The following is a 22610-nucleotide window of genomic DNA, read 5'->3' on the forward strand; positions in this document are numbered from 1 at the left end:
ACGAATGCCTCAGCGCTTCTTCGAAGAAGCGGCTTCCGGCTTGACGAAGAGCACGAGCACTGCGCCGATGACGAGCAGCGCGGCCAGCATGTGCAGGCCCGCGTCGGTGCTCCGGGTCGCGTCCTTGATCAAGCCGATCATGAAAGGCGCGCTGAAGCCCGAGAGGTTGCCGAACGAGTTGATGAAGGCAATGCCCGCCGCGGCCGCCGCACCGCCGAGGAACGCGGTCGGCATGCCCCAGAAGATCGGCAGCGTGGCCATGATGCCCATGGTGGCCAGCGTGAGCCCGGCCATCGCATACACGGCGTTGCCATGGAAGGCCACGCTCAGCACCAGCCCGATGGCACCGACCACGGCCGCGATGGCGCTGTGCCAGCGGTACTCGAGCCGGCGGTCGGCACTGCGCGCCACCAGGTACATCGCGACGACGCCGAACGCCCAGGGGATCGCGCTGACGAGGCCGATGTCCAGCGCGCCCTTCACGCCGATCGCCTTGATGATGCTCGGCAGCCAGAACGAGATGCCGTAGAGCCCCGAGACGAACGAGAAGTACACCAGCGCCAGCAGCCAGACACGCGGATTGGCGAGCACGGTGAGGATCTTCGCTTCGGACTTGCCCGCGTCTTCGGCCGCGATGTCGCGTGCGATGAGCTCGCGCTCGGCCGGCGTGAGCCATTGCGCGTCTTTCACGCGGTCGTCGAGGTAGCGCCACACGACCACGCCCAGCGCCACGGTCGGCAGGCCTTGCAGCAGGAAGAGCCACTGCCATCCGGCCCAGCCATGCACGCCGCCCATGCCCTGCAAGATCCAGCCCGAAATCGGTCCGCCGAGGATGCCCGCGAACGGAATCGCCGCGAGAAAGAGCGAAGTCGCCTTGCCGCGCCGCGCGGCCGGGTACCAGTAGGTGAGGTACAGGATGATTCCGGGGAAGAAGCCCGCCTCGGCCGCGCCGAGCAAAAAGCGGATCACGTAGAACGACATCGGCGAACTCACGAACATCGTTGCCGCCGACAGCAGGCCCCAGGTGACCATGATCCGCGCGATCCAGCGGCGCGCGCCCACGCGGTGCAGCACCACGTTGCTCGGCACCTCGAAGAGAAAGTAGCCGACGAAGAAGATGCCGGCGCCCAGGCCATACACCGCCTCGCTGAACTGCAGGTCGCCCTGCATCTGCAGCTTGGCGAAGCCGACGTTCACGCGGTCCAGGTAGGCCACGATGTAGCAGAGGAACAGCAGCGGAATCAGGCGCCAGCTGACCTTGCGGTAGACCGCGTCGGAGGTGCTGTCGAAGCGGCCCTCGTAGGGCTGTGTCATTGCGGGTGTGCTCATGGGGTTTTGTGTCTCGCTTTCGTTGTGGAGACGATGGTCGCGGCGCCGGGCGGCCTCGCCGCAGCGGGTTAACACGCAAGATTCATATGGATTGAAGACCTGCATATCTCCGAACGAGATGGCTGCAGGCGTTGCCCGTGCGCATCAGAAATGTTCACCTTGGTACTAACCCGTGAGGGCGCAAACGTTTCGGCTGTCTATGATCGAATTCAACATGTTGTAACAATCTTGGACCGCTCTGAAAGAAAGCCCCCGATGGAATTCCGCACCCTCCCCTCGTCGCTTCGCATGGCCGCACGCGGGCTCGCGGCGCTCCTGCTCACGGCCGGCGCCTCGGCCCATGCGCTTGTGATCGGTGTCACCGAAGGCGTGAGCTACCAGGTCACCGAGGCGCAGATCGCCCCGCGCTTCGAGCCGATTGCCGAAGCCTTGAGCAAGGCGCTCAAGCAGCCGGTGACGATCAAGGTGCTGATCTCGTACAACCTGGCACGCGAGGCGCTGAAGAAGAAAGAGGTGGACCTGGTGTTCATCCACCCGGCGCACGTCGCGCTCGAAGCGGTGAAGTCGGGCAACTACAAGGCGCTGGCCTTCACCGCGGGCTACACCGACTACAAGGTCTCGTTCCTGTGCAAGCAGGCGCAGCCCATCTCCGACTGGAAGGCCGTCGCGGGCAAGAGCCTGGTGCTGCCCGAGGTGGACTCGATCACCTCGGTGATCACGCGCGCGATGCTGCGCGAGCACGGCGTTGCGGAGTCCGCGGTCAAGGTGACCAACACGCGCTTCCAGGAGGCCGTGCCCTTCTACGTGACCAACGGCTTCGCCGCGTATGGCGCGACCGCATCGGCCGGCGTGATCAAGACCTGGACCGACGGGGGCGGCAAGGTCTGCGCAGAATCGCGCGGCGTGCCGATCAAGCAGTGGCTCGTGTCCACCAAGACCGATGCGGCCACCGTCGCGACCGTGCGCGAAACCTTGCTCGGCCTCAGCCAGAGCGATGCCGGCAAGCGCGCGCTTGCCGCATCGAACTACACGGGATTCGTCGCAGCCACGAACGACTCGGAAGCGGACCTGATGCGCTGGCTGGGCATCTGAAGCCCGGCGTCTGAAAAAAACACAGGCGGGGGCAGAATCCCCCGCTTGCGCTTTTTCAGGAACACCCATGACCGATCTCTCGAGCTTCCCCATCACGGCCAAGTGGCCCGCCCAGCACCCTGACCGCCTGCAGCTCTATTCGCTGCCCACGCCCAACGGCGTGAAGGTGTCGATCATGCTGGAGGAAACCGGCCTCGCTTACGAGCCGCACCTGGTGAGCTTCGAGACCCAGGACCAGATGTCGCCGGAGTTCCTGTCGCTCAACCCGAACAACAAGATCCCGGCGATCCTCGATCCCGACGGGCCCGGCGGCAAGCCGCTCGCGCTGTTCGAGTCGGGCGCGATCCTGATCTACCTCGCGGAGAAAACCGGCAAGTTCATCCCGAAGGATGCCGCCGGCCGCTACGAAACCATCCAGTGGGTGATGTTCCAGATGGGCGGCATCGGTCCGATGTTCGGACAGCTCGGCTTCTTCAACAAGTTCGCCGGCAAGGACTACGAAGACAAGCGCCCGCGCGACCGCTACGTGGCCGAATCGAAGCGCCTCCTCGGCGTGCTCGACAAGCACCTGGCGAACCGCGCGTGGATCATGGGCGACGAGTACACGATTGCGGACATCGCCTCGTTCCCGTGGATCCGCAACCTGATCGGCTTCTATGAAGCGGGCGAGCTGGTGGGGTTCAGCGAGTTCAAGAACGTGGCGCGGGTGCTCGAGGCGTTCGTGGCGCGGCCTGCGGTGGTGAAGGGGCTCAATATTCCCAAGCGGGGCTGAAGTCCGCGCCGCATCAGCTGGCTACTGCAAGTCGGCGCCGCGGCGCTGAGCCTCTTCGAGCACGGGCTTGACCAGCGCTGCGCCGGTGAGGGCCCACAGCGTGAGTGCCTCGTCGAGCGCACGCACATGCCCCGGGTCCTCGGCAAGCCAGTGGACGAGTTGGCCTGCGAGCTCGGGCGAAGGCCTGTCGTGCAGCTGGCAGAACAGCGTCCATGCTGTGTCGAAGGCGGTCTCTGCGGGAACGTGGGTTCTGGAAGTCATCCTCGACTGCCTTTGATGGATGCGCGGGTTCTGTGTCGCTGCGTGCAGGCGAGGCCGGATCACCTCGCACGCTCCGGCATCCGGACGGATGATCAGCCGACCGACTTGACCAGCTAGAGCTGAACGGCCTGAGCCTCTTCTCGCACAGCATTGCTGCTGCGCGCACGCGGCTGGGCCGCGAGCAGCGCGTTGCCGATCTCCCCGGTGCGCACGGACGTCACGGAGAGCAGCGTGTCGCTCAATCCATGGCTGTCCTCGCAGGCCCCTTGCAGGAAGACGCCCGGATGGAAGTCCGGCGCGGCTTGCAGGCGGTAATAGCGATCGACCGAAAAGTCGCCCAGGTAGGGCGCGATCGGCTTCAACAGGTCCTTGTGCTGCTCGCGCGCATAGCCGGTTGCGAGCACCACCGCGTCGTAGCGCACCGTGCTTTCGCACTGCGCGTCCTGGTCGCGCAGCGTGAGGTGAATGCCGTCGGAGGCGGCACGCACCGCGCGCACGTCATGTTGGCGCAGCATGCGCAGTCGATTGCCGCGCGCGACCTTCTGCTGATAGAAGACTCCGAAGATCTGCTGGATCAGATCGAGATCGGCGACTGCATAGTTGGTCTGCGAGAACTCATCGAGCAGCGCGGCGCGTTCGTCGCTCGCCCGGCTGTACATGTAGTCGGTGAAGTCGACGTTGAAGACTTCGTTGACGAACGGACTGTCGTCCGACGGGCGGATGGAGCGCGCCCGCATGACGAGGTCGACCTGCGGCTGGTTCGGCCGGCCCTGCAGGTCCATGAAGATCTCCGCTGCGCTCTGGCCGGCACCGATGATCGCGACGCGGCGCGCATCGGCATGGCGCGCGATGTCCTTGAGGTAGGTGCTCGAATGGAACACCCGCCCGTCGCCGCGCAGGGCACGGAAGGCCTCGGGCACGTTGGGCGTGCCGCCGATGCTCACCACCAGGTTGCGCGCGAGCCGCTCCTGCACGCGTCCGTCGGCGCCGCGCGAGCACACGCGCAGCAGCGAAACCTCGCCGCCCTGCTTTTCAGGCAGCACCTCGAACACCTCCTCGCCGTAAGCGCAGGAATCCTCGAACTGGCCCGCGGCCCATCCCAAGTAGTCGTTGAACTCGTGGCGGCTGGGGAAGAAGCTCTTGAGGTTGATGAAGTCCGGCAGCCGGCCCTGCTCGTGCAGATAGTTGATGAAGGTGAATCGGCTGGTCGGGTTGCGCAGCGTTGCGAGGTCCTTCAGGAAGGAGATCTGCATATGCGCCTGTTCCAGCAGCATGTGCGGGTGCCAGGCGAAGCTGGGTTGCCGCTCGATGAACAGGGCGTCCAGCGGCTTGCCGCCGTGGCGTTTTTCTTCGAGTGCGATGGCCAGTGCGACGTTCGAAGGGCCGAATCCGACGCCGATCAGGTCATGGATGTGTTGCATGGGATGTCAACTCCTCAGTGTGTGGATGCAGGCGAAAAGTGCGGGCCTTCATGCAGCAAGGCTCGCGGGAGCACGGACCCGGTCTTCCGCGATGCGGCCGGCCTTCATGGTGATGACGCGGTCGGCCAGGTGGAAATAGCGGTCGTCGTGCGAGATGACCACCAGCAGATGGCCCTTGGCGCGCAGCTCGGGGAGCAGCTCGGTATAGAAGAGATGGCGGAAGGTCGGGTCCTGGTCGGCGGCCCATTCGTCGAACACCAGCACCGGACGGCCTTCGAGGTAGGCATGCACCAGCGCCAGGCGCTTGCGCTGGCCGGTCGACAGGTCCACGGTGCTGAAGGAACCGTCCTTGATGCTCACCTTGTGGGCGATTTCCAGGCGCTGCAGGTAGGGCAGCGCCGCCTGCGGCAGCGGTTGCCCGCCGATGTCGCCCTTCTCGCCTTTCCTGGCGGCCAAGTCTTCGAACAGGTAGAAGTCGGAGAACACGGTCGTGAAGAGCTGGCGGTAATCGTCGCGCGTCTCGGGCGTCACGGCCTCGCCGTCGAGCAGCACCTGGCCACCCTGTGGCGCGTAGAGGCCGAGCAACAGCTTGATCATGGTGGTCTTGCCCGAGCCGTTGTCACCGACCACGAACACCATTTCGCCGCGGCGCAACTGCAGGTCGATGGGGCCGAGCACGAAGGGCTCGCTGCCCTCGGGCGCATCGAAGGCGTATCGCACGCCGCGCATGCCGATGCCCTCTTCCATCTTCGCGCCACCCTCGGGGCGCTCCAGGTGCAGGTGGGGTTCGGGCGTCGCGAAGCGCGCCGAGAGATCGGCGATGCGCTGGAACGCCACCTTGGCGCGGCCGACGTTCGGCAGCGCACCGGCGATCATGTCGATCGGACCCTTCAGGAACAGCAGCACCAGCACGAAGCCGCTGAGCACCACGGGCTCGGTGGCGCGGAATGCGGCCCATCCGAGGATCATCGCGATCAGGAGGAAGAACAAGGCCGAGCCGAAGGCCGTGGCCATCACGTAGGTGTTGATCGCGCGGCTGTTGACGGTGCGAATGTTGTCGACGATGCGCTCGACCTGGTCGCCGAACATGCGCGTGCGGCGGTCGCGGTGCATGCGCAGTTCCTTCGCGCCTTCGCTGATCGCGCGGTAGGCCTTGTGCAGTTGGTCTTCGTGCTCGCGCGCCTTCCAGAAGCCGGCGCTGCCGCGTGTCTGGGCGACGACCTGGATCGTCGCTCCGATTGCGAGCGCAACCACCAACAGGCCAAAGAGCGGCAGCGACAGCCAGGCCAGGTAGCCAAGACAACCCAGTGCGACGGCCACGGCGATCAAGGTGGACGAGAGCACGAAGGCGACATCGCTGATCATGTCCACGTCTTGCGAGAGCACAGGCATCAGTCGGTGGGTGCGGTAGCGCTCGAGCGCATCGATGGGTGCCGAGAGGATCTTCTGCGCCAGGCTCTTGCGCACTTGGGCCACCAGGCGCTGGCCAACGAAATTGGTCGAGACGTCCGAGGCCATGCGGCCGAACAGCGCAACGAGGCACAGGCCGATGAAGGTCAGCAGCAGGCCGCCGGCCATGCCGCCCTCCTGGTTGAGCACCAGGTTGATGGTGCGCAGCAGCGCGACCGTGGCCGCGCCCGCGCACACGCCTGTGACCAGCGACAGCACGATCCACGGAAGGAAGGGTTTGAGCAGCTGCGCGATTTCCGCGCCGTTGCCGCCGCCTTGGGCGCCGCCGCTGCCTTCGCGGCTTTCACTGCCAGGGGTCGATGTCATGCAAACTCTTTCCGCCCGCGGGGCGACGAAGGCCCCGCGACGGGACCCGGAAAACAGCTGGGAGCCATCCGGCCCGGCGGGCAGGATGCGGGCGGCACGAGGCCACCTTCTGCATAGACGGTCGGGCGTGGCCGATGTTCATCGGCATTCGCCGCGATGAACATGCGCAGCGCGAGAACGTCTTGGAGACATGCCCACCGAGCACTGCTGCGCCCTTCCGTGATTGCCCTGCTGGAGCCCATCTTCCGCGGTGAACTGGCGCCCGCTCGGCGAACGTCTGGTGTGCGCGCCGGAAGTTCCTTCGGGGGCGCTGCGCGTGTCCGAGTTGGTGGCGTCCGCCGCGCTGCTGGCCGAGGTGCTGAACCGGCATGCGGCCGTGCATCGCGTGACGGACGGAGACCTGCGCGCCGTCGCCTCGGCCTGGAGCCTCGAATATCTTTCCGTGCTGTTGCCGCCACTGGTGGCGGGCGCCAGTGTGTTCCATCACGGTTTTCCAGCCGCGGCATCGCAGATGTGGGTGCAGCTCGACGGCTGCGCCGAGGCCGTGAGCTTTCACATTCGGGAACTGGGCACGCCGCAGCACGGTGCCGACACCGCGCAGCGCTATGCGCCGCTGTTGTCGCAGCACCTGTCGCCGCTGTTCTCGGCCATCGCTAGGCTGACGCGGATCGCGCCGAAGATCCTCTGGGGCAATGCCGCGCGGATTCTCGAGCCGATCCTTGACCAAGGCGTGGCGCTCACCGGCGGCTCGGCGCCGTTTGTGCAGGACCGCGAGCATTTGCTGCACCGTGCGACGTGGGCACAAGGAGCGGCCAATCCGCTGCACGGGTGCCGGCGCGAAATCACCCGGTGGGAGAACCGCCGCGCGGTGCCGGTCAAGTTGCACCGCCAGTGCTGCCTCAACCACCTGTTGCCCGACGAGGGCTACTGCAGCATCTGCCCGCTGGCGCCGCAACACCGGTGAACAGATCGCGCCGCGTTTCGTCTCCTCAAGGGGCGGCGCGGGGAAGCACGGGAACGTGCGCGCCTGAGTGGCGCCGGCCCGCCCTGTTCAACATCACCCACCCTACAAAGACACCACCATGCCCAAGGCCAAGCTCGTCTACATCATGTCCTTGCGAAACGCCGCCGCCGACAAGGCCGGCCAGAACGTCGACTACAAGGGCGCGCCGCGCTACATGAAGTCGCCGCTCGAGTACCTGGCAGAAGCGCTCGATACCACGCCGCTGGGCGACGCGTATTCGCTCGAAGGCATCGTCTACGACGACGACGCGCAATCGCCGCGCGATCAGGAAGCCCTTGCGGACTATGGGTTCGCCTGGCATCCGGAGCGCAAATGGATCTTTCCCGCGGAGTTGCGCGCGCAGGGCAAGCTGCTTCGAGACATGCTGCATCCCGTGCCCTCGGCTTACCGCCGGCTGCCGCTCAATGCGCCCGGGCGGGCGGCGGGCAAGAGCGCGTTCGAACGCGCGCTGTTCGACAAGCTGCTCACGCTGGGCGCCGACGTCGTGCTGCTCGACGGACTGCTGGTCATCCTCGACGAACTGGTGCGGCCCGGCAGTCATTACTACCGGAAGATCGTCAACATCCATCCGGGCATCACGCGGCTCGAGTCGCCCTTCCAGCGCCGCGGCGCCTATGCCACGCTCGATGCGCTGCACGGTGCGCAGGGCCACAAGGTGGTCGACTGGGCCGCGATGACGAAGGTGAAAGTCCCGGTGGTCGACCGGACCGGTGCCTCGCTGCACTACGTGGACAACGGCATCGATTCGGGCGAAGTCATCTTTGACGTGCTCGACACGCCCATCGATCCGGAAGACACGATCCTTGAATTGCGCTGGAACAATTTCAACCGGAGCCTCTTTCCGGCCATGCATCAAGGCATGTCGTTGTTGGCGCCCCACGTCTTGGGTCCGCAAACTCGCTAGGCGCATCTCTTTGGACGAAGTTTCGGCTTGAAATGAGAACAATTCTCATTAAAATCCGGCCGCCCTTTAATACTTTCAAAGTCCTTTCATGCAACTTCCTTTCCTCCCCCGCCAACGCCTGCTGCATGCCTCGCTTGCGGCAGCCTTCGGCACGACCGCTGCGCTCTGGAGCGTCGGCAGCCATGCCCAGACGCCCGCTCCCGCGGCGGCACCCGCGGGCGGCAATCCCGCCATCGCCACGCTGCCGGCGGTGACGGTGAATGCCGAGTCGGAGGAAAGCGCCACCAGCCACGTGAACGGCTATGTCGCCAAGCGCAGCAGCACGGGCACCAAGACCGATACGCCCATCATCGAAACGCCGCAGTCGATTTCGGTCGTCACTTCCGACCGCATGCAGGCCACGGGCTCCACCACGCTCAAGGATGCGCTGAGCTACTCGCCAGGCGTGGCCATCACGACCTTCGGTGCCGATTCGCGTTACGACTGGCTCACGCTGCGCGGCTTCGACGCCTATGCACCGGGCTTCTACCTGGATGGCCTGCCGCTGCGTAACAACGGCAATTGGGGTGTCTGGCGTACCCAGAACTACGGTGCAGAGCGCATCGAGCTGCTGCGCGGCCCCGCTTCGGTCTTGTATGGCGCAAGCGGTCCAGGCGGCGTGGTCAATGTCGTGAGCAAGCGGCCGACGGCCGAACCGTTGCGTGAGCTCCAGATGCAGATCGGCGACCACAACCGCAAGCAGATCGCCGGCGATTTCTCGGGTCCGCTGGACGCCGACGGCAAGGTGCTTTACCGCGTGGTCGGCCTGATCCGCGACGGCGACCTTCCCGCCGGCAAGATGCCCGATCGCCGCTCGTACTTCGCGCCCTCCATCACCTGGCGCCCCTCGGACGACACCAAGCTGACGGTGCACGCCGAAATCGATCGCACGCGTGCCGGTGTCTACAACCGCATCCAGCCGCAGGTCGGCTCGCTGATTCCAACTGCGATAGGCACCCGCCTTTCGCCATCGCTGGCGACCGGCGACGCCAACTACGACCACTTCAACAGCGACCAGTGGCTGGTGGGCTACGAGTTCGAGCACCGAGTGAACGACACCATCACCGTGCGCCAGAACGCGCGCTACGGCGAGCTGAAGGTCGACTACGCCGGTGTCTGGCCGCTGCGCCGCCTCACCACCGTGGACGCCCGCAATCCGCTCAATCCGCAGAACTTCATGTTCCTGGGCCGCTACCCCACCGGCAGCCGCGAGCGCGTCACCTCCTTCAGCATCGACAACCAGGTGCAGGCCGACCTGCGCTCGGGCGACTGGCAGCACAAGGTGCTGGTCGGTCTGGACTACCAGCGCAACCGCATCGACCAGTACAGCTTCTCCACCGGCACCGCGCCGACGATCAATGTGTATGCACCCGTATACGTCGGCCCGATCAAGGAAGGCGCACCGTGGATGAACGCCGACACCCGGTTGACCCAGACCGGCCTGTACATCCAGGACCAGATCAAGTGGGGCGACCGCTGGGCGCTCACGCTGGGCGGCCGCTATGACAGCGGCGACAGCGACGTGTTCGACCGCCTGACGGCCAAGAGCACGAGCATCTCGCAGAACAAGTTCACCAAGCGTGCAGGCCTCGTCTACCTGGCGCCGAACGGCGTGGCACCTTACCTCAGCTACACCGAGTCGTTCTCGCCGACCGGCCGACTCGATCCGGTCAGTCGCCAGCCGTTCAAGCCCGAGACCGGCAAGCAGTACGAAGCGGGCATCCGCTACCAACCGCCGGGCACCAAGCAGAGCTACAGCGCGGCAATCTTCGACCTGCGCCGCCAGAACTACATCTCGAACGACGCAAACTTCATCCCCAAGCAGACCGGTGAAATCCAGGTCCGCGGCCTGGAGCTCGAAGGCACCGCCGAACTCACCTCGCGCGTGAACGTCACCGCGTCCTATGGCTACACGCCGCGCGCCATCGTCACGGCCAGCGCCAACCCTGCCGAAGTCGGCAAGCAAGCCAATGCGGTGCCGCGCCACCGGTTCGCGATCTGGGCCGACTACCGCTTCACCAGTGGCGTGAAGGTGGGCCTGGGTGCGCGATACACCGGCTCGAACTACGGCGACGGCGAGAAGGTTGCGCCGTACAAGGTGCCTGCCTCCACGGTGTTCGACGCCATGATCGGCTACGACTTCGAACGCTGGAGCCTGGCGCTGAACCTGCGCAACCTGACCAACAAGGACTTCATCGCCAATTGCGACCAGTTCGGCAAGTGCTACTACGGCGCTCCACGCTCGATCGTTGCGACGGCAGCTTACCGCTGGTAAGCAGGCAAGGCTCCGTAGGCGCGAATGCGCCTTGAGTGGGCCCTTGAATAGAAAAGGCCCGGCGCATCCAATGCGCCGGACCTTTTTGCATTCCGCCAGCCGGCGGGTGAATCAACAGATCAGGACGGGAGGCATCGCGCCGCCAGGTCCGCAAGACTGTCGGCCTTCATCACATCCGCCAAGATCAGCCGGCTGCCGCCCGGCACCTGCTCCCGCAGGCCGAGCAACAACTTGAGGCTCAACAGCGAATCCCCACCCAACTGGAAAAAGCTGTCATGGCGGCCCACTCGCCGCATGCCCAGCAACTGCTCCCAGAGCGCGGCCAGCGCCTGCTCCGACTCACCCCGTGGCGCCTCGTAGGCCTTGCGGCTGACCACCACCGCTTGCGGCAAGGCGGCGACGGCAGGCCCGGCTTGCAACGCCACCCCGCCAAGCTCGCGTGCAGGCCGCTGTGGCTGCATGGCAAGGGCTTCGACGACTTCGGCAACGGCCGCGCGCATGTGCTCGCAGACGCGCGCGGCGCCCACTGACCGGCTGACCTGCGCCGTCAGCGCAAAGCCGTCACCGAAATCGCTCACCGACACGCCAACCGGGTAGTTGCTGCGCTCCTGGCCCGAGACGAACTCGATGCCGTCCCACGCGGAGTCCATCTCCGGCGCGCGGCGGGGGCTGTGGCGGTAGTTCAGCAGCGAGGAGAACAGCGGCGCACCCTTGGGCAACGCGCTGCAGCGCTGCGCGAGCGACAAGCTGGCGTGCTCGTGGTGCATCAACTGCGCCAATGCCGCATGCGTTTCCTGCACGCATTGCGCCACGCCGAGCGCACCCAGCTTGATGCGCACCGGCAGCATGTTCATGCACAGGCCCATGGCCCGCCCGGCGCCCTCGCCAGCCTGCATGCGGCCGAACAGCACGGTGCCGAACACGAGATCGTCCTGTCCGGTGGCCTTGGCCAGCACCAGCGCCCACGCCAAGTGGAACAGCGTCGCCGGGCTCACGCCATGGCGCTGCGCCTGCTGCCGCAGCTGCGACGCCAGTGCAGCATCGATCGGAAGCTGCGCGTCGTCGACATCGGACCCGTCGCATTGCACATCGGTCAGGCCAAAAGGCGTGGTGGGCTGCGTCACATCGCACAGCATGCGAGTGAAGAAAGCTTCGTGCTCGGCCTGTGCCACGCCGAGCCGGGCATGGGCCACGAAACGGCGGAATGGCACGGGTGGCGGCAGGGCGATATCCGGGTCTTGTTGGATCGAGGTGATCTCGCCCATCAGCAGTTCCAACGTCGTGTGGTCCGAAATGAGGTGATGGCTGGGCAACTGCAGAAGCCAGCGCTGTTGCGCCGCATCGTGCGCCGCCACCGCATCGATCATCGGCGCGCGCCGCACGTCGATGCGGTAGCCGGTGGGATCGACGTGGGCGTTGAGCCGCTCGGCCACGCTCACGCCCGCCGATGCGGCATCACCTTCGAGCCATTGCAGCGTCAGCCGGGCCTCGCGACACACGACCTGCACTGGCTCCCGGAGCCCCTCCCACACGATCGCCGTGCGAAGAATGTCGTGGCGCGCGATCACTTGGTTGAAGCTCTCGATGAAGCGCTCCAGCCGATCCCTGCTGTCGAAGCTCATCAGCAACGGATAGACATACACGTCCCCCTTGGCCTGCATGAGGTGATGGAAGAGGATGCCCTCCTGCAGCGGCGCCAGCGGATAGATGTCCTGGATGTTGGCCGCCCCTCGCGGCACCGCCGCCTCGATGCGGCGCAGCTCCTCTTCGCTCAGCGCCACCAGCGTCACCATCTCCGGACGGATCGCCTCGCACCCTTCTGCCGGAATGCCGTTGTCCGGCACCTGCACCTCGGGCCGGCCCGTGTCCTGCGCCAGCGCCTTGGCGAAGGCGGCGAACCCGGGGTGCTGGAACAGCGTGCGCACCTGCGCCTGCCAGCCGCGCGCACGCATGCGCTCGAGCAGGCGCAGCGCCAGCAGCGAATGGCCGCCCAGCTCGAAGAAGTTGTCGTTGCGCCCGACCCGCGGCAACCCGAGCACCTCGGCCCAGATGGCCGCCAAAGCCTCTTCCATCTCGCCCTGCGGTGCTTCATGGCCCCGGCCCTCGGCGAACTGCGGCTCGGGCAGCGCCTTGCGCTCGACCTTGCCGTTGGCGTTCAGCGGCAAGGCATCCAGCACGACGAAGGCCCTTGGCACCATGTAATCGGGCAGCACCTGGCCCAGGCGCTCGCGCAGCACATCGGCATCGATGGCTTGCCCCGCGTGCGCGGCGACGTAGCCCACCAGCGAGGGACCGGCGGTACCCTCCCGGGCTACCACCACGGCTTCCTTGACCTCAGGCTGAGCGAGCAACTGGGCTTCGATCTCCCCGAGTTCGATGCGAAGGCCGCGGATCTTCACCTGGTGGTCGATGCGGCCCAGGTATTCGATCTGCCCCTCGGCGTTCCAGCGTACGAGATCGCCCGTGCGGTACAAGCGCCCGCCGCTGCCGAAGGGATCGGCCACGAAGCGCTCGGCACTCAGGCCCGGCTTGTTGAGATACCCCCGCGCCAGGCTCACCCCGCCCAGATAGAGCTCGCCCGCCACGCCGCGCGGCACCGGGTTCAGCTCTGCATCCAGCACCCACGTCTGCGTGTCGCTGATCGGCTGCCCGATCGGCACCAGGCTCTGGCCGTCGTCCCGGCAGGTCCAGCGCGTGACGTGGATGGTCGTCTCGGTCGGGCCGTACAGGTTCTGCAGCGTCGCGCCGCTCAGGCGCCGCAATGCTTCTCTCTGCGTCTCCGCGGGCATGGCTTCGCCGCCGACGATGATGTGCTTCAGGCGCGTGCTCGCCTCGATGCCCGGATGCGCCAGGAAGGCCTGCAGCATCGAGGGCACGAAGTTCAGCGTGGTGATCTGGTGGCGCTGGATCAGCTGCACCAGCCGCTCGGGGTCGCGGTGGTCGCCGGGATTGGCGATGACCAGCCTCACGCCCGAGGTCATCGGCCAGAACATCTCCCAGCACGAGACGTCGAAGCCGAACGGGGCCTTGTGCAGCACGGTATCGTCGCCGCTCAGTCCGTAGGTACTCTGCATCCAGGCCATGCAACTGCGAAGCGCCTCGTGGCGCACCGCGGCGCCCTTGGGCTTGCCGGTGGAGCCGGAGGTGTAGATGACATAGGCCAGGTGCTCGCCGTGCAGCGCGACCTGAGGATCGCTGTCGGGCTCGCCCGAGACATCGAGGCTGTCGACTTCCAGCATGCTGAGACCGGCACGCGGCGCGATGAGCTCGCGGGTGGCCCGGTGGCTCAGCAGCAATTGGATGCCGCTGTCCTCCACCATGTAGGCCAGCCGCTGCACCGGGTACTCGGGGTCCAGCGGCAGGTAGGCGCCGCCGGCCTTCAATATCCCCAGGATCCCCACCACCATCTCGATGGAGCGTTCCATCACGATGCCCACGCGCATGTCCGGCTGCACGCCCAGCGCGATCAGTCGATGAGCCAGGCGGTTCGCGAGCGCATTCAGCTCACCGAAGCTCAGCGATGTCTCGTCGAACAAGAGCGCTGTCGCATCGGGTTGTTGCAGCGCGTGTCGAGCGATGCTGTCATGCACCAGCTCCGCACCAGGCTCCCGACTTGCGTTCACGCTCCACTGCGTGAGCCAGCGCATCTCCTCTCCCGACAACAGGTCGAGCTCGCACACGCGCTGCTGTGACTCCGTGACCAATGCCTCCACGATGCAGCGGACGGCCGCGTGCATGAACCCGCACACGCGCCGTGCATCGACCGATTCATGCACCTGCGCGGTCAGCGAGAAGCCGTCGCCCTGGTCGTCCACCGACATGTCGAAGGGATAGTTGCTGTGCTCCTGCCCGCCGAGGAACTCGATGCCTTGCCAGGCGGCGGCATCCTTCTTCTCTACCGCGGCGCTGTACCGATAGTTCAGCAATGCAGAGAACAGCGGCGTGCTCCCCGGCAATGCGCTGCAGCGCTGGGCGAGCGAGAGGCTGGCGTGCTCGTGGTGCAGCAGTTGCGTGAGTGTCGCATGCGTCTCCTGCACGCACTGCGCAACGCCGAGCGCACCCAGCTTGATACGCAGCGGCAGCGTGTTGATGAACAGTCCCAGCGCGCGGTCCGCGCCCGCGCCTGACTGCATACGACCGAAGAGCACCGTGCCGAACACCACGTCGTTCCTGCCGGTCGCCTTGGCCAGGACCAGCGCCCAGGCCAGGTGCAAGAGCGACGCCGCGCTCACCCCATGGCGCCGCGCCTCGTGCCGCAGCGATGCGGCCAGTTCCGCTTCCAGCATCAGTTCGGCCTTTTCGGCACGAGCGCCGTCGCCTCGCACATCCAGCAGCTCGAAGGGCGTCGTGGGTTCGTCCACATCGCCGAGCATCCGGGCGAAGAAGGCCTCGTGCTCGGCCTGGCTCACGCCCAGCCGGGTCTGCGCCACGAAACGGCGGAACGGCACGGGCGCGGGCAACGCGTCGGGGCCATGGCTCGCCAGCAAACCGATTTCCTCGACGATCAGTTCCAGCGTGGCATGGTCGAGCACCAGGTGGTGGCTCGGAAGCTGCAGCAGCCAGCGCCCGTTGCCCGCGTCCTCGGCGGCAATGGCGCGGATCATCGGTGCGCGGCGCACGTCGATGCGACGCCCGCCCGCATCGGCCGTCAGGCGGGTGGTCACGTCGTCGCAGGCCGGCACGTCCAGCCATTCGAGATCCAGTTGCGCCTTGCGCCACACGACCTGCACGGGCGCGGACAGTGCCTCCCACAGCACGGCGGTGCGCAGGATGTCGTGGCGTGCGATCACTTGGTTCAGGCTGCGGACAAAATCTTCCAGCCGCTGCTTCGATGCGAAGGAAAGCAACTGCGGCGTGATGTAGACATCGCCATCGGCCTGCATGAGGTGATGGAACAAGATGCCCTCCTGCAGCGGCGCCAGCGGATAGATGTCCTGGATGTTGGCCGCCCCCCGCGGCACCGCCGCCTCGATGCGGCGCAGCTCCTCTTCGCTCAGCGCCACCAGCGTCACCATCTCCGGGCGGATCGCCTCGCACCCTTCTGCCGGAATGCCGTTGTCCGGCACCTGCACCTCGGGCCGGCCCGTGTCCTGCGCCAGCGCCTTGGCGAAGGCGGCGAACCCGGGGTGCTGGAACAGCGTGCGCACCTGCGCCTGCCAGCCGCGCGCACGCATGCGCTCGAGCAGGCGCAGCGCCAGCAGCGAATGGCCGCCCAGCTCGAAGAAGTTGTCGTTGCGCCCGACCCGCGGCAACCCGAGGACCTCGGCCCAGATGGCCGCCAAAGCCTCTTCCATCTCGCCCTGCGGTGCTTCATGGCCCCGGCCCTCGGCGAACTGCGGCTCGGGCAGCGCCTTGCGCTCGACCTTGCCGTTGGCGTTCAGCGGCAAGGCATCCAGCACGACGACGGCCCTTGGCACCATGTAATCGGGCAGCACCTGGCCCAGGCGCTCGCGCAGCACATCGGCATCGATGGCTTGCCCCGCGTGCGCGGCGACGTAGCCCACCAGCGAGGGACCGGCGGTACCCTCCCGGGCTACCACCACGGCTTCCTTGACCTCAGGCTGAGCGAGCAACTGGGCTTCGATCTCCCCGAGTTCGATGCGAAGGCCGCGGATCTTCACCTGGTGGTCGATGCGGCCCAGGTATTCGATCTGCCCCTCGGCGTTCCAGCGTACGAGATCGCCCGTGCGGTACAAGCGCCCGCCGCTGCCGAAGGGATCGGCCACGAAGCGCTCGGCACTCAGGCCCGGCTTGTTGAGATACCCCCGCGCCAGGCTCACCCCGCCCAGATAGAGCTCGCCCGCCACGCCGCGCGGCACCGGGTTCAGCTCTGCATCCAGCACCCACGTCTGCGTGTCGCTGATCGGCCGCCCGATCGGCACCAGGCTCTGGCCGTCGTCCCGGCAGGTCCAGCGCGTGACGTGGATGGTCGTCTCGGTCGGGCCGTACAGGTTCTGCAGCGTCGCGCCGCTCAGGCGCCGCAATGCTTCTCTCTGCGTCTCCGCGGGCATGGCTTCGCCGCCGACGATGATGTGCTTCAGGCGCGTGCTCGCCTCGATGCCCGGATGCGCCAGGAAGGCCTGCAGCATCGAGGGCACGAAGTTCAGCGTGGTGATCTGGTGGCGCTGGATCAGCTGCACCAGCCGCTCGGGGTCGCGGTGGTCGCCGGGATTGGCGATGACCAGCCTCACGCCCGAGGTCATCGGCCAGAACATCTCCCAGCACGAGACGTCGAAGCCGAACGGGGCCTTGTGCAGCACGGTATCGTCGCCGCTCAGTCCGTAGGTACTCTGCATCCAGGCCATGCAACTGCGAAGCGCCTCGTGGCGCACCGCGGCGCCCTTGGGCTTGCCGGTGGAGCCGGAGGTGTAGATGACATAGGCCAGGTGCTCGCCGTGCAGCGCGACCTGAGGATCGCTGTCGGGCTCGCCCGAGACATCGAGGCTGTCGACTTCCAGCATGCTGAGACCGGCACGCGGCGCGATGAGCTCGCGGGTGGCCCGGTGGCTCAGCAGCAATTGGATGCCGCTGTCCTCCACCATGTAGGCCAGCCGCTGCACCGGGTACTCGGGGTCCAGCGGCAGGTAGGCGCCGCCGGCCTTCAATATCCCCAGGATCCCCACCACCATCTCGATGGAGCGTTCCATCACGATGCCCACGCGCATGTCCGGCTGCACGCCCAGCGCGATCAGTCGATGAGCCAGGCGGTTCGCGAGCGCATTCAGCTCACCGAAGCTCAGCGATGTCTCGTCGAACAAGAGCGCTGTCGCATCGGGTTGTTGCAGCGCGTGTCGAGCGATGCTGTCATGCACCAGCTCCGCACCAGGCTCCCGACTTGCGTTCACGCTCCACTGCGTGAGCTGCGCCTTCTCCGGCGCCCCCAGCAGGTCGATGTCGCCGACCGCACGCGTGTCATCCGCCGCCAGCGCATCGAGGATCACCACGTAGTGCCCCGCCATCCTTTCGATGGTCTGCGGCTCGAACAGCTCGCGGGCATGGTTGAAGACCAGTTGCACCTGTCCACGGCCGTCCTCGACCACGTCCAGCGTCAGTTCGAACTGGGCCGTCTGCTCACCGAATTCCCAAGTCTGCAGCACGAGCCCCGGAAGATTTTCCAGCGCGCTGTGATCCTGCTGGAGGTGGTTGAACATCACCTGGAAGAGAGGCGCCGTGCTCAAGCTGCGCTCAGGCTGCAGCGCCTCCACCAGTTGTTCGAACGGCAGGTCCTGGTGCGCCTGCGCGCCCAGCGCCGCTTCGCGCGTTGCGGCCAATGCCTCGTGCAGGCGGGTGCGGCTTTCGAGCACATTGCGCATCACCTGCGTGTTGACGAAGAAGCCGACCACCCGCTCCGACTCGACGCGATGGCGGTTAGCAATCGGCACGCCGACCCGCACATCCGGCTGCGCCGTGTAGCGGTTCAAGAGCACCTGGAAACCGGTGAGCAGCATCATGAACAGCGTTGCCCCACGCGTCTGCGCACGGCGGCGCAGCGCCTCGACCAGCGAGGGCGGCAGTGCCGTGGCGTGGCGCGCGGCGCGGTACTTGCCGTCGGCGCGCCGCATGCGGTCCGCCGGCAACTGCAGCACCGGATGCTCGGCGCCGAGCTGCGCCTTCCAGTGATCCAGCTGCCGCTCCTTCTCGCCCGCTTCGAGCCAGTGCCGTTGCCAGAGCGCGTAGTCGGCGTATTGGACCGGCAGCGCAGCGTGCTCCGGCGTGCGGCCCTGCACGCGCGCTCGGTACTCGGCGACGAACTCGTCCACCACGATGCGCATCGACCATCCGTCGGACACGATGTGATGCATCACGACCGCCAGCATGTGCACCTCCGCACCCAGGCGAATCAGCACCACCCGCAGCAGCGGTCCGGTGGTCAGGTCGAAGGGTGCATCCGCGATGCGCCGCGCCTCTTCGCGCGCTCGCGCCTCACCCTCAGCCTCCGGCAGATGAGCAAGTTCGACGAGCGGAATATCGAGCGCCAAGTGCGTCTGCACGCGCTGCTCTACCTCGCCCACGGTATTCACGCTGAACACCGTGCGCAGCGACTCGTGGCGCGCCACCAGCGCATCGAAAGCTGCCTTCAGTGCCACGGCATCGAGCCGTCCCTCGAGCCGCAATCCGCCCGCGATGTGATAGGCCGAACTCGCCGGCTCCAGTTGCCAGAGAAACCACTGCCGCAACTGCGCATACGAAGGCGGACAAGCCGCGCGCACCGCCTCCTCGCGCGCCACGATCGGAAACTGCCCGATCGTGAGGCCCTCGGCGCGGATCTTCTGGTACACCGCGCGGCGCTGGGCCGGGGTCAGGCGCAGGAAGCGCCGGCCGATGTGGTCGTGGGTGGCCGTGGTTTCCATCAAGTGGTCTCGAGGCTGTCAATGAAGGAGTCGATGTCGGATAAGGCATCGGCATGCGGCTTGCGCTCGCCCGCCTCGGCGATCAGCCGGGCCATGTCCATCAGGACGGGGTTTTGAAAGATGTCCCTGACGGCAAGGTCAACGTGCAGGACGCCCTGCACGCGCGCCATCACCTGCATCGACATCAGCGAGTGGCCGCCGAGTTCGAAGAAGTGGTCGTTGCGGCCGATACGCTCCACGCCCAGCACTTCGCACCAGATGCGCGCCAGCGCCTCTTCGGCATCGCCCTCGGGCGCGGCATAGGCGCGCTCGCTGCCGAAGCCGGGCTCGGGCAGCGCCTTGCGGTCGACCTTGCCGTTTGCATTCAACGGCAGCGTCTGCAGCACCACGATGGCACCGGGAACCATGTACTCGGGCAGCGCGCGACCCAGCCTCACACGCACCTGTGCCGCATCGATCGCCTTTCCGGCCTGCGCCGACAGGTACGCCACGAGCACCGTCGCGCCCGCGTGTTCCCTTGCAATGACGATGGCCTCGCGCACCTCGGGCTGCGCGAGCAGTTGCGTCTCGATCTCGCCGAGTTCGATGCGAAAGCCCCGCACCTTCACTTGATGGTCGATGCGCCCGAGGTACTCCAGCTGACCCTGCGCGTTCCAGCGCACGAGGTCGCCCGTGCGGTACAGGCGATCGCCGTTTTCCGCTGCGATGAAGCGCTCGGCCGTGAGGCCCGCGCGGTTCAGGTAGCCGCGCGCCAGGCCGGTGCCCGACACGTGCAGTTCGCCGGCCACACCCGACGGCACGAGGTTCAGGTCCGCATCGAGTACCCGCAGGCCCAGGTCCGGGATGGCGATGCCGACCGGACTGCGCTGCTGCCCGATATCCGCCACGGTGATGCGTCGCCAGGTCACGTGGACCGTCGTCTCGGTGATGCCGTACATGTTGACCAGTTGCGGATGCTGGTCGCCGTGGTGCTCGATCCACGCGCGCAGCCGCTGCGGCTCCAGCGCCTCGCCGCCGAAGATCACCGTACGCAGCGAAAGGCCCTTGTCCAGCGCCTGCGGCAACGCGATCAACTGGCCGAAGGCCGAGGGCGTCTGGTTGAGCACCGTCACCTGCTGCGTCCGCAACAACTGCAGGAAGTCCACCGGCGAACGGCTCACCCAGAACGGCACGACGACCAGCTTACCGCCAGTGCACAGCGCGCCGAAGATTTCCCAGACCGAGAAGTCGAAGGCGTAGGAATGGAACAGCGTCCATACATCTGTCGGTCCGAACCGGAACCATGGTTCGGTGGAAGCGAGCAGCCGGGTCACGTTGTGGTGGCACAGCTGCGCGCCCTTGGGACGGCCGGTGGAGCCCGAGGTGTAGATCACGTAGGCGAGGTTGTCGCCGTCCACCGTCACGGCGGGGTCGGTGGCCAGGCAACCGGCCAGGTCCGCGGTGTCGATGACGAGCACATCGATGTCTACGGGCAAGGCCATGCGCCCGCGCAGATGGTCGTGCGTGAGCACCAGCGCGAGGCCGCTGTCTTCCACCATGTAGGCGATGCGGTCGGCCGGGTAGTCCGGGTCCAGCGGCACATAGGCACCGCCGGCCTTCATGACCGCCAGCAGCGCGACCACCAGATCGGTGCCGCGCTCCAGTGCGACGCCGACGCGGGTTTCCGGCCGCACGCCTTGCGCGATCAGCCGGTGCGCGAGCCGGTTGGCCCGCTGGTTGAGTTCGCGATAGCTGAGCGCATCCTGCTCGAAGACCACGGCAATGGCTTCGGGCTGCACCGCCGCCTGTCGCTCGATCAGGCCATGCACCGTCTGCGTTGCGGGGGTCTTGCGCGTGCGCCCGTCCCATCCAGCGCGCAGAGCGAGCTCGGCAAGTTCCGCTTCATCCAGCAACGCCAGTTCGCCCAGCACGCACGTCGGGTCGGTCACGAAGGCTTCCAGCACACGGTGGTAGTGGCCGGCCAACCGATCGATGGTGAGCGCGTCGAACAACTCGGCCGCGTAGCGGAACGCGGCGCGGATGCTGCCGTCCTCGCACTCGATGGTCTCCAGAATCAGTTCGAACGGCGCCGCGCGCTCCTCAAGGTCGATGCGCCGCACCTGAAGGCCGGGCCATCCGCGCAACGGCCGGTTGCCTTCGCCGAGATGGTTGAACATGACCTGGAACAGCGGCGAGCCCGCATGCGCGCGGTCCGGGCGCAACACCTGCACCAGGCGCTCGAAGGGCAGCTCCTGGTGCGCCTGCGCATCGAGAGAGGTGTCACGCACCTGCGCCAGCAACTCGGCCAGGCTCATGCGCGGATGCAGCCGGGCGTCCATCACCACGGTGTTGATGAAGGCGCCCACTACGCCAGCGGTCTCGGGCCGGTTGCGGCCGGCGACGGGAACGCCGATGCGGATTTCGTCCTGGCCGGTGTAGCGAAAAAGCAAGGCATGGAAGGCCGCAAGCAGCACTGCAAACAAGGTATTGCCCTGTGCGCGCGCGTGCTGCTTCAGCTCGCGCGCCAGATTCGACGGCACGTCGAGCGTGTACTGCGCAGCGCTGTACTTCGCGTCGGCGGAGCGCGGCCGGTCGGTGGTGAGTTCCAGCACCGGCTGGCTGCCGCCAAGGCGACGTTGCCAATGGGCCAGTTGCCGTTCGCCTTCGGCGCTTTCCAGCCACTTGCGCTGCCACCGAGCGAAGTCCGCGTAGCGAATCTCGGGCTCAGGGTCCGTACCGGCCGGTGCCTCGCCCACGCGCTGCGCGTAGAAGCGTGCCAGTTCATCAAGGATGAGTTCGACGGACCATGCATCGGAACCGATGTGATGCATCGTCAGCAGCAGTTGGTGGTCGCCTTCCGCCATCTTCAGCAGCGTGCCGCGCAGCATCGGCCCGGCCGTCAGGTCGAACGGCGTGCGGCAGACCTCGTGCACCATCTCGCGGTAGCGCGACGCGCGGGACGAGGCATCGAGCCCACTGAGATCGACGAAGGGAATTGCGATGCGGCTCTCGGGCTCGACGCGCTGCTCGGGCAATCCGTTGGGTCCCGAGCGGAACACGGTGCGCAGCGTGTCGTGGCGCATCGCGAGCGCCTGCACCGCATGCTGCAGCGCCGCGACGTCCAGCGGGCCCGCAAAGCCCAGGCCGCCGCCGACGTGGTAGGCCGTGTTGCCCGCATCGAGTTGCCACAGGAACCACTGCCCCTGTTGCGTGAAGGAGACCGGCACGAAAACGCCGTCGTCCACGCTGCGCGCGATGGCGTCGCGCGAGGGCTGGGATGGGGCCGCGCTTGCATCGCTGTCGCGCCGCAGCCTGCGCTGCAGCAGCGCCAGTTGGGCTGGCGACAGCTTCGCCCGGCGTTCGGAAAGATCGTTGCGCTCGCTCATG

Annotated in this window: 11 protein-coding genes; 5 read left to right on the top strand and 6 right to left on the bottom strand. The window is 66.7% G+C overall.

Annotation, left to right across the window (positions count from 1 at the left end; translation table 11 throughout):
* Nucleotides 1-9: 9 nt before the first annotated feature.
* Nucleotides 10-1329 (bottom strand): MFS transporter, encoded by a 1320-nt coding sequence (locus QF040_RS14780; RefSeq protein WP_429611665.1) that lies wholly within the window; start codon nucleotides 1327-1329, stop codon nucleotides 10-12.
* Nucleotides 1330-1584: 255 nt separating this feature from the next.
* Between QF040_RS14780 and QF040_RS14785 the strand changes: the two genes are divergently transcribed.
* Nucleotides 1585-2421: a phosphate/phosphite/phosphonate ABC transporter substrate-binding protein gene (locus QF040_RS14785; protein ID WP_429611666.1), complete on the top strand. Its 837-nt coding sequence runs from the start codon at nucleotides 1585-1587 to the stop codon at nucleotides 2419-2421.
* A gap of 67 nt (nucleotides 2422-2488) precedes the next feature.
* Nucleotides 2489-3193 carry a glutathione S-transferase N-terminal domain-containing protein gene (locus QF040_RS14790; protein ID WP_013542693.1) on the top strand — a complete coding sequence of 235 codons (705 nt, stop codon included), beginning with the start codon at nucleotides 2489-2491 and terminating at the stop codon, nucleotides 3191-3193.
* Between the two features lie 21 nt (nucleotides 3194-3214).
* Here the strand turns inward: QF040_RS14790 and QF040_RS14795 are convergent, their stop codons facing one another.
* The 3 genes from QF040_RS14795 to QF040_RS14805 form a co-directional block, all read right to left on the bottom strand.
* On the bottom strand, nucleotides 3215-3454 hold the full coding sequence (locus QF040_RS14795) for a hypothetical protein (protein WP_429611667.1): 240 nt from the start codon (nucleotides 3452-3454) through the stop codon (nucleotides 3215-3217).
* Nucleotides 3455-3567: 113 nt separating this feature from the next.
* Nucleotides 3568-4875, bottom strand: coding sequence for a lysine N(6)-hydroxylase/L-ornithine N(5)-oxygenase family protein (locus QF040_RS14800; RefSeq protein ID WP_429611668.1), 1308 nt, complete (start codon nucleotides 4873-4875; stop codon nucleotides 3568-3570).
* 48 nt (nucleotides 4876-4923) lie between these two features.
* Nucleotides 4924-6651 (bottom strand): cyclic peptide export ABC transporter, encoded by a 1728-nt coding sequence (locus tag QF040_RS14805; RefSeq protein ID WP_429611669.1) that lies wholly within the window; start codon nucleotides 6649-6651, stop codon nucleotides 4924-4926.
* Between the two features lie 250 nt (nucleotides 6652-6901).
* Between QF040_RS14805 and fhuF the strand changes: the two genes are divergently transcribed.
* From fhuF to QF040_RS14820, 3 genes are all read left to right on the top strand, one after another.
* Complete coding sequence (fhuF, locus tag QF040_RS14810; RefSeq protein ID WP_429611670.1) at nucleotides 6902-7615, top strand: siderophore-iron reductase FhuF; 714 nt, start codon at nucleotides 6902-6904, stop codon at nucleotides 7613-7615.
* Between the two features lie 118 nt (nucleotides 7616-7733).
* Nucleotides 7734-8579, top strand: coding sequence for a formyltransferase family protein (locus QF040_RS14815; protein ID WP_429611671.1), 846 nt, complete (start codon nucleotides 7734-7736; stop codon nucleotides 8577-8579).
* 88 nt (nucleotides 8580-8667) lie between these two features.
* Nucleotides 8668-10893: a TonB-dependent siderophore receptor gene (locus QF040_RS14820; RefSeq protein ID WP_429611672.1), complete on the top strand. Its 2226-nt coding sequence runs from the start codon at nucleotides 8668-8670 to the stop codon at nucleotides 10891-10893.
* Nucleotides 10894-11012: 119 nt separating this feature from the next.
* Here QF040_RS14820 and QF040_RS14825 read toward each other — a convergent pair whose 3' ends face one another.
* Nucleotides 11013-19244, bottom strand: coding sequence for an amino acid adenylation domain-containing protein (locus tag QF040_RS14825; RefSeq protein ID WP_429611673.1), 8232 nt, complete (start codon nucleotides 19242-19244; stop codon nucleotides 11013-11015).
* Nucleotides 19244-22609, bottom strand: coding sequence for an amino acid adenylation domain-containing protein (locus QF040_RS14830; protein WP_429611674.1), 3366 nt, complete (start codon nucleotides 22607-22609; stop codon nucleotides 19244-19246). The genes QF040_RS14825 and QF040_RS14830 overlap by 1 nt, the downstream gene beginning before the upstream one ends.
* Between the last annotated feature and the right edge of the window lies 1 nt (nucleotide 22610).

The sequence above is a fragment of the Variovorax sp. W2I14 genome (assembly GCF_050435205.1).
Lineage (GTDB): Bacteria > Pseudomonadota > Gammaproteobacteria > Burkholderiales > Burkholderiaceae_C > Variovorax > Variovorax paradoxus_C.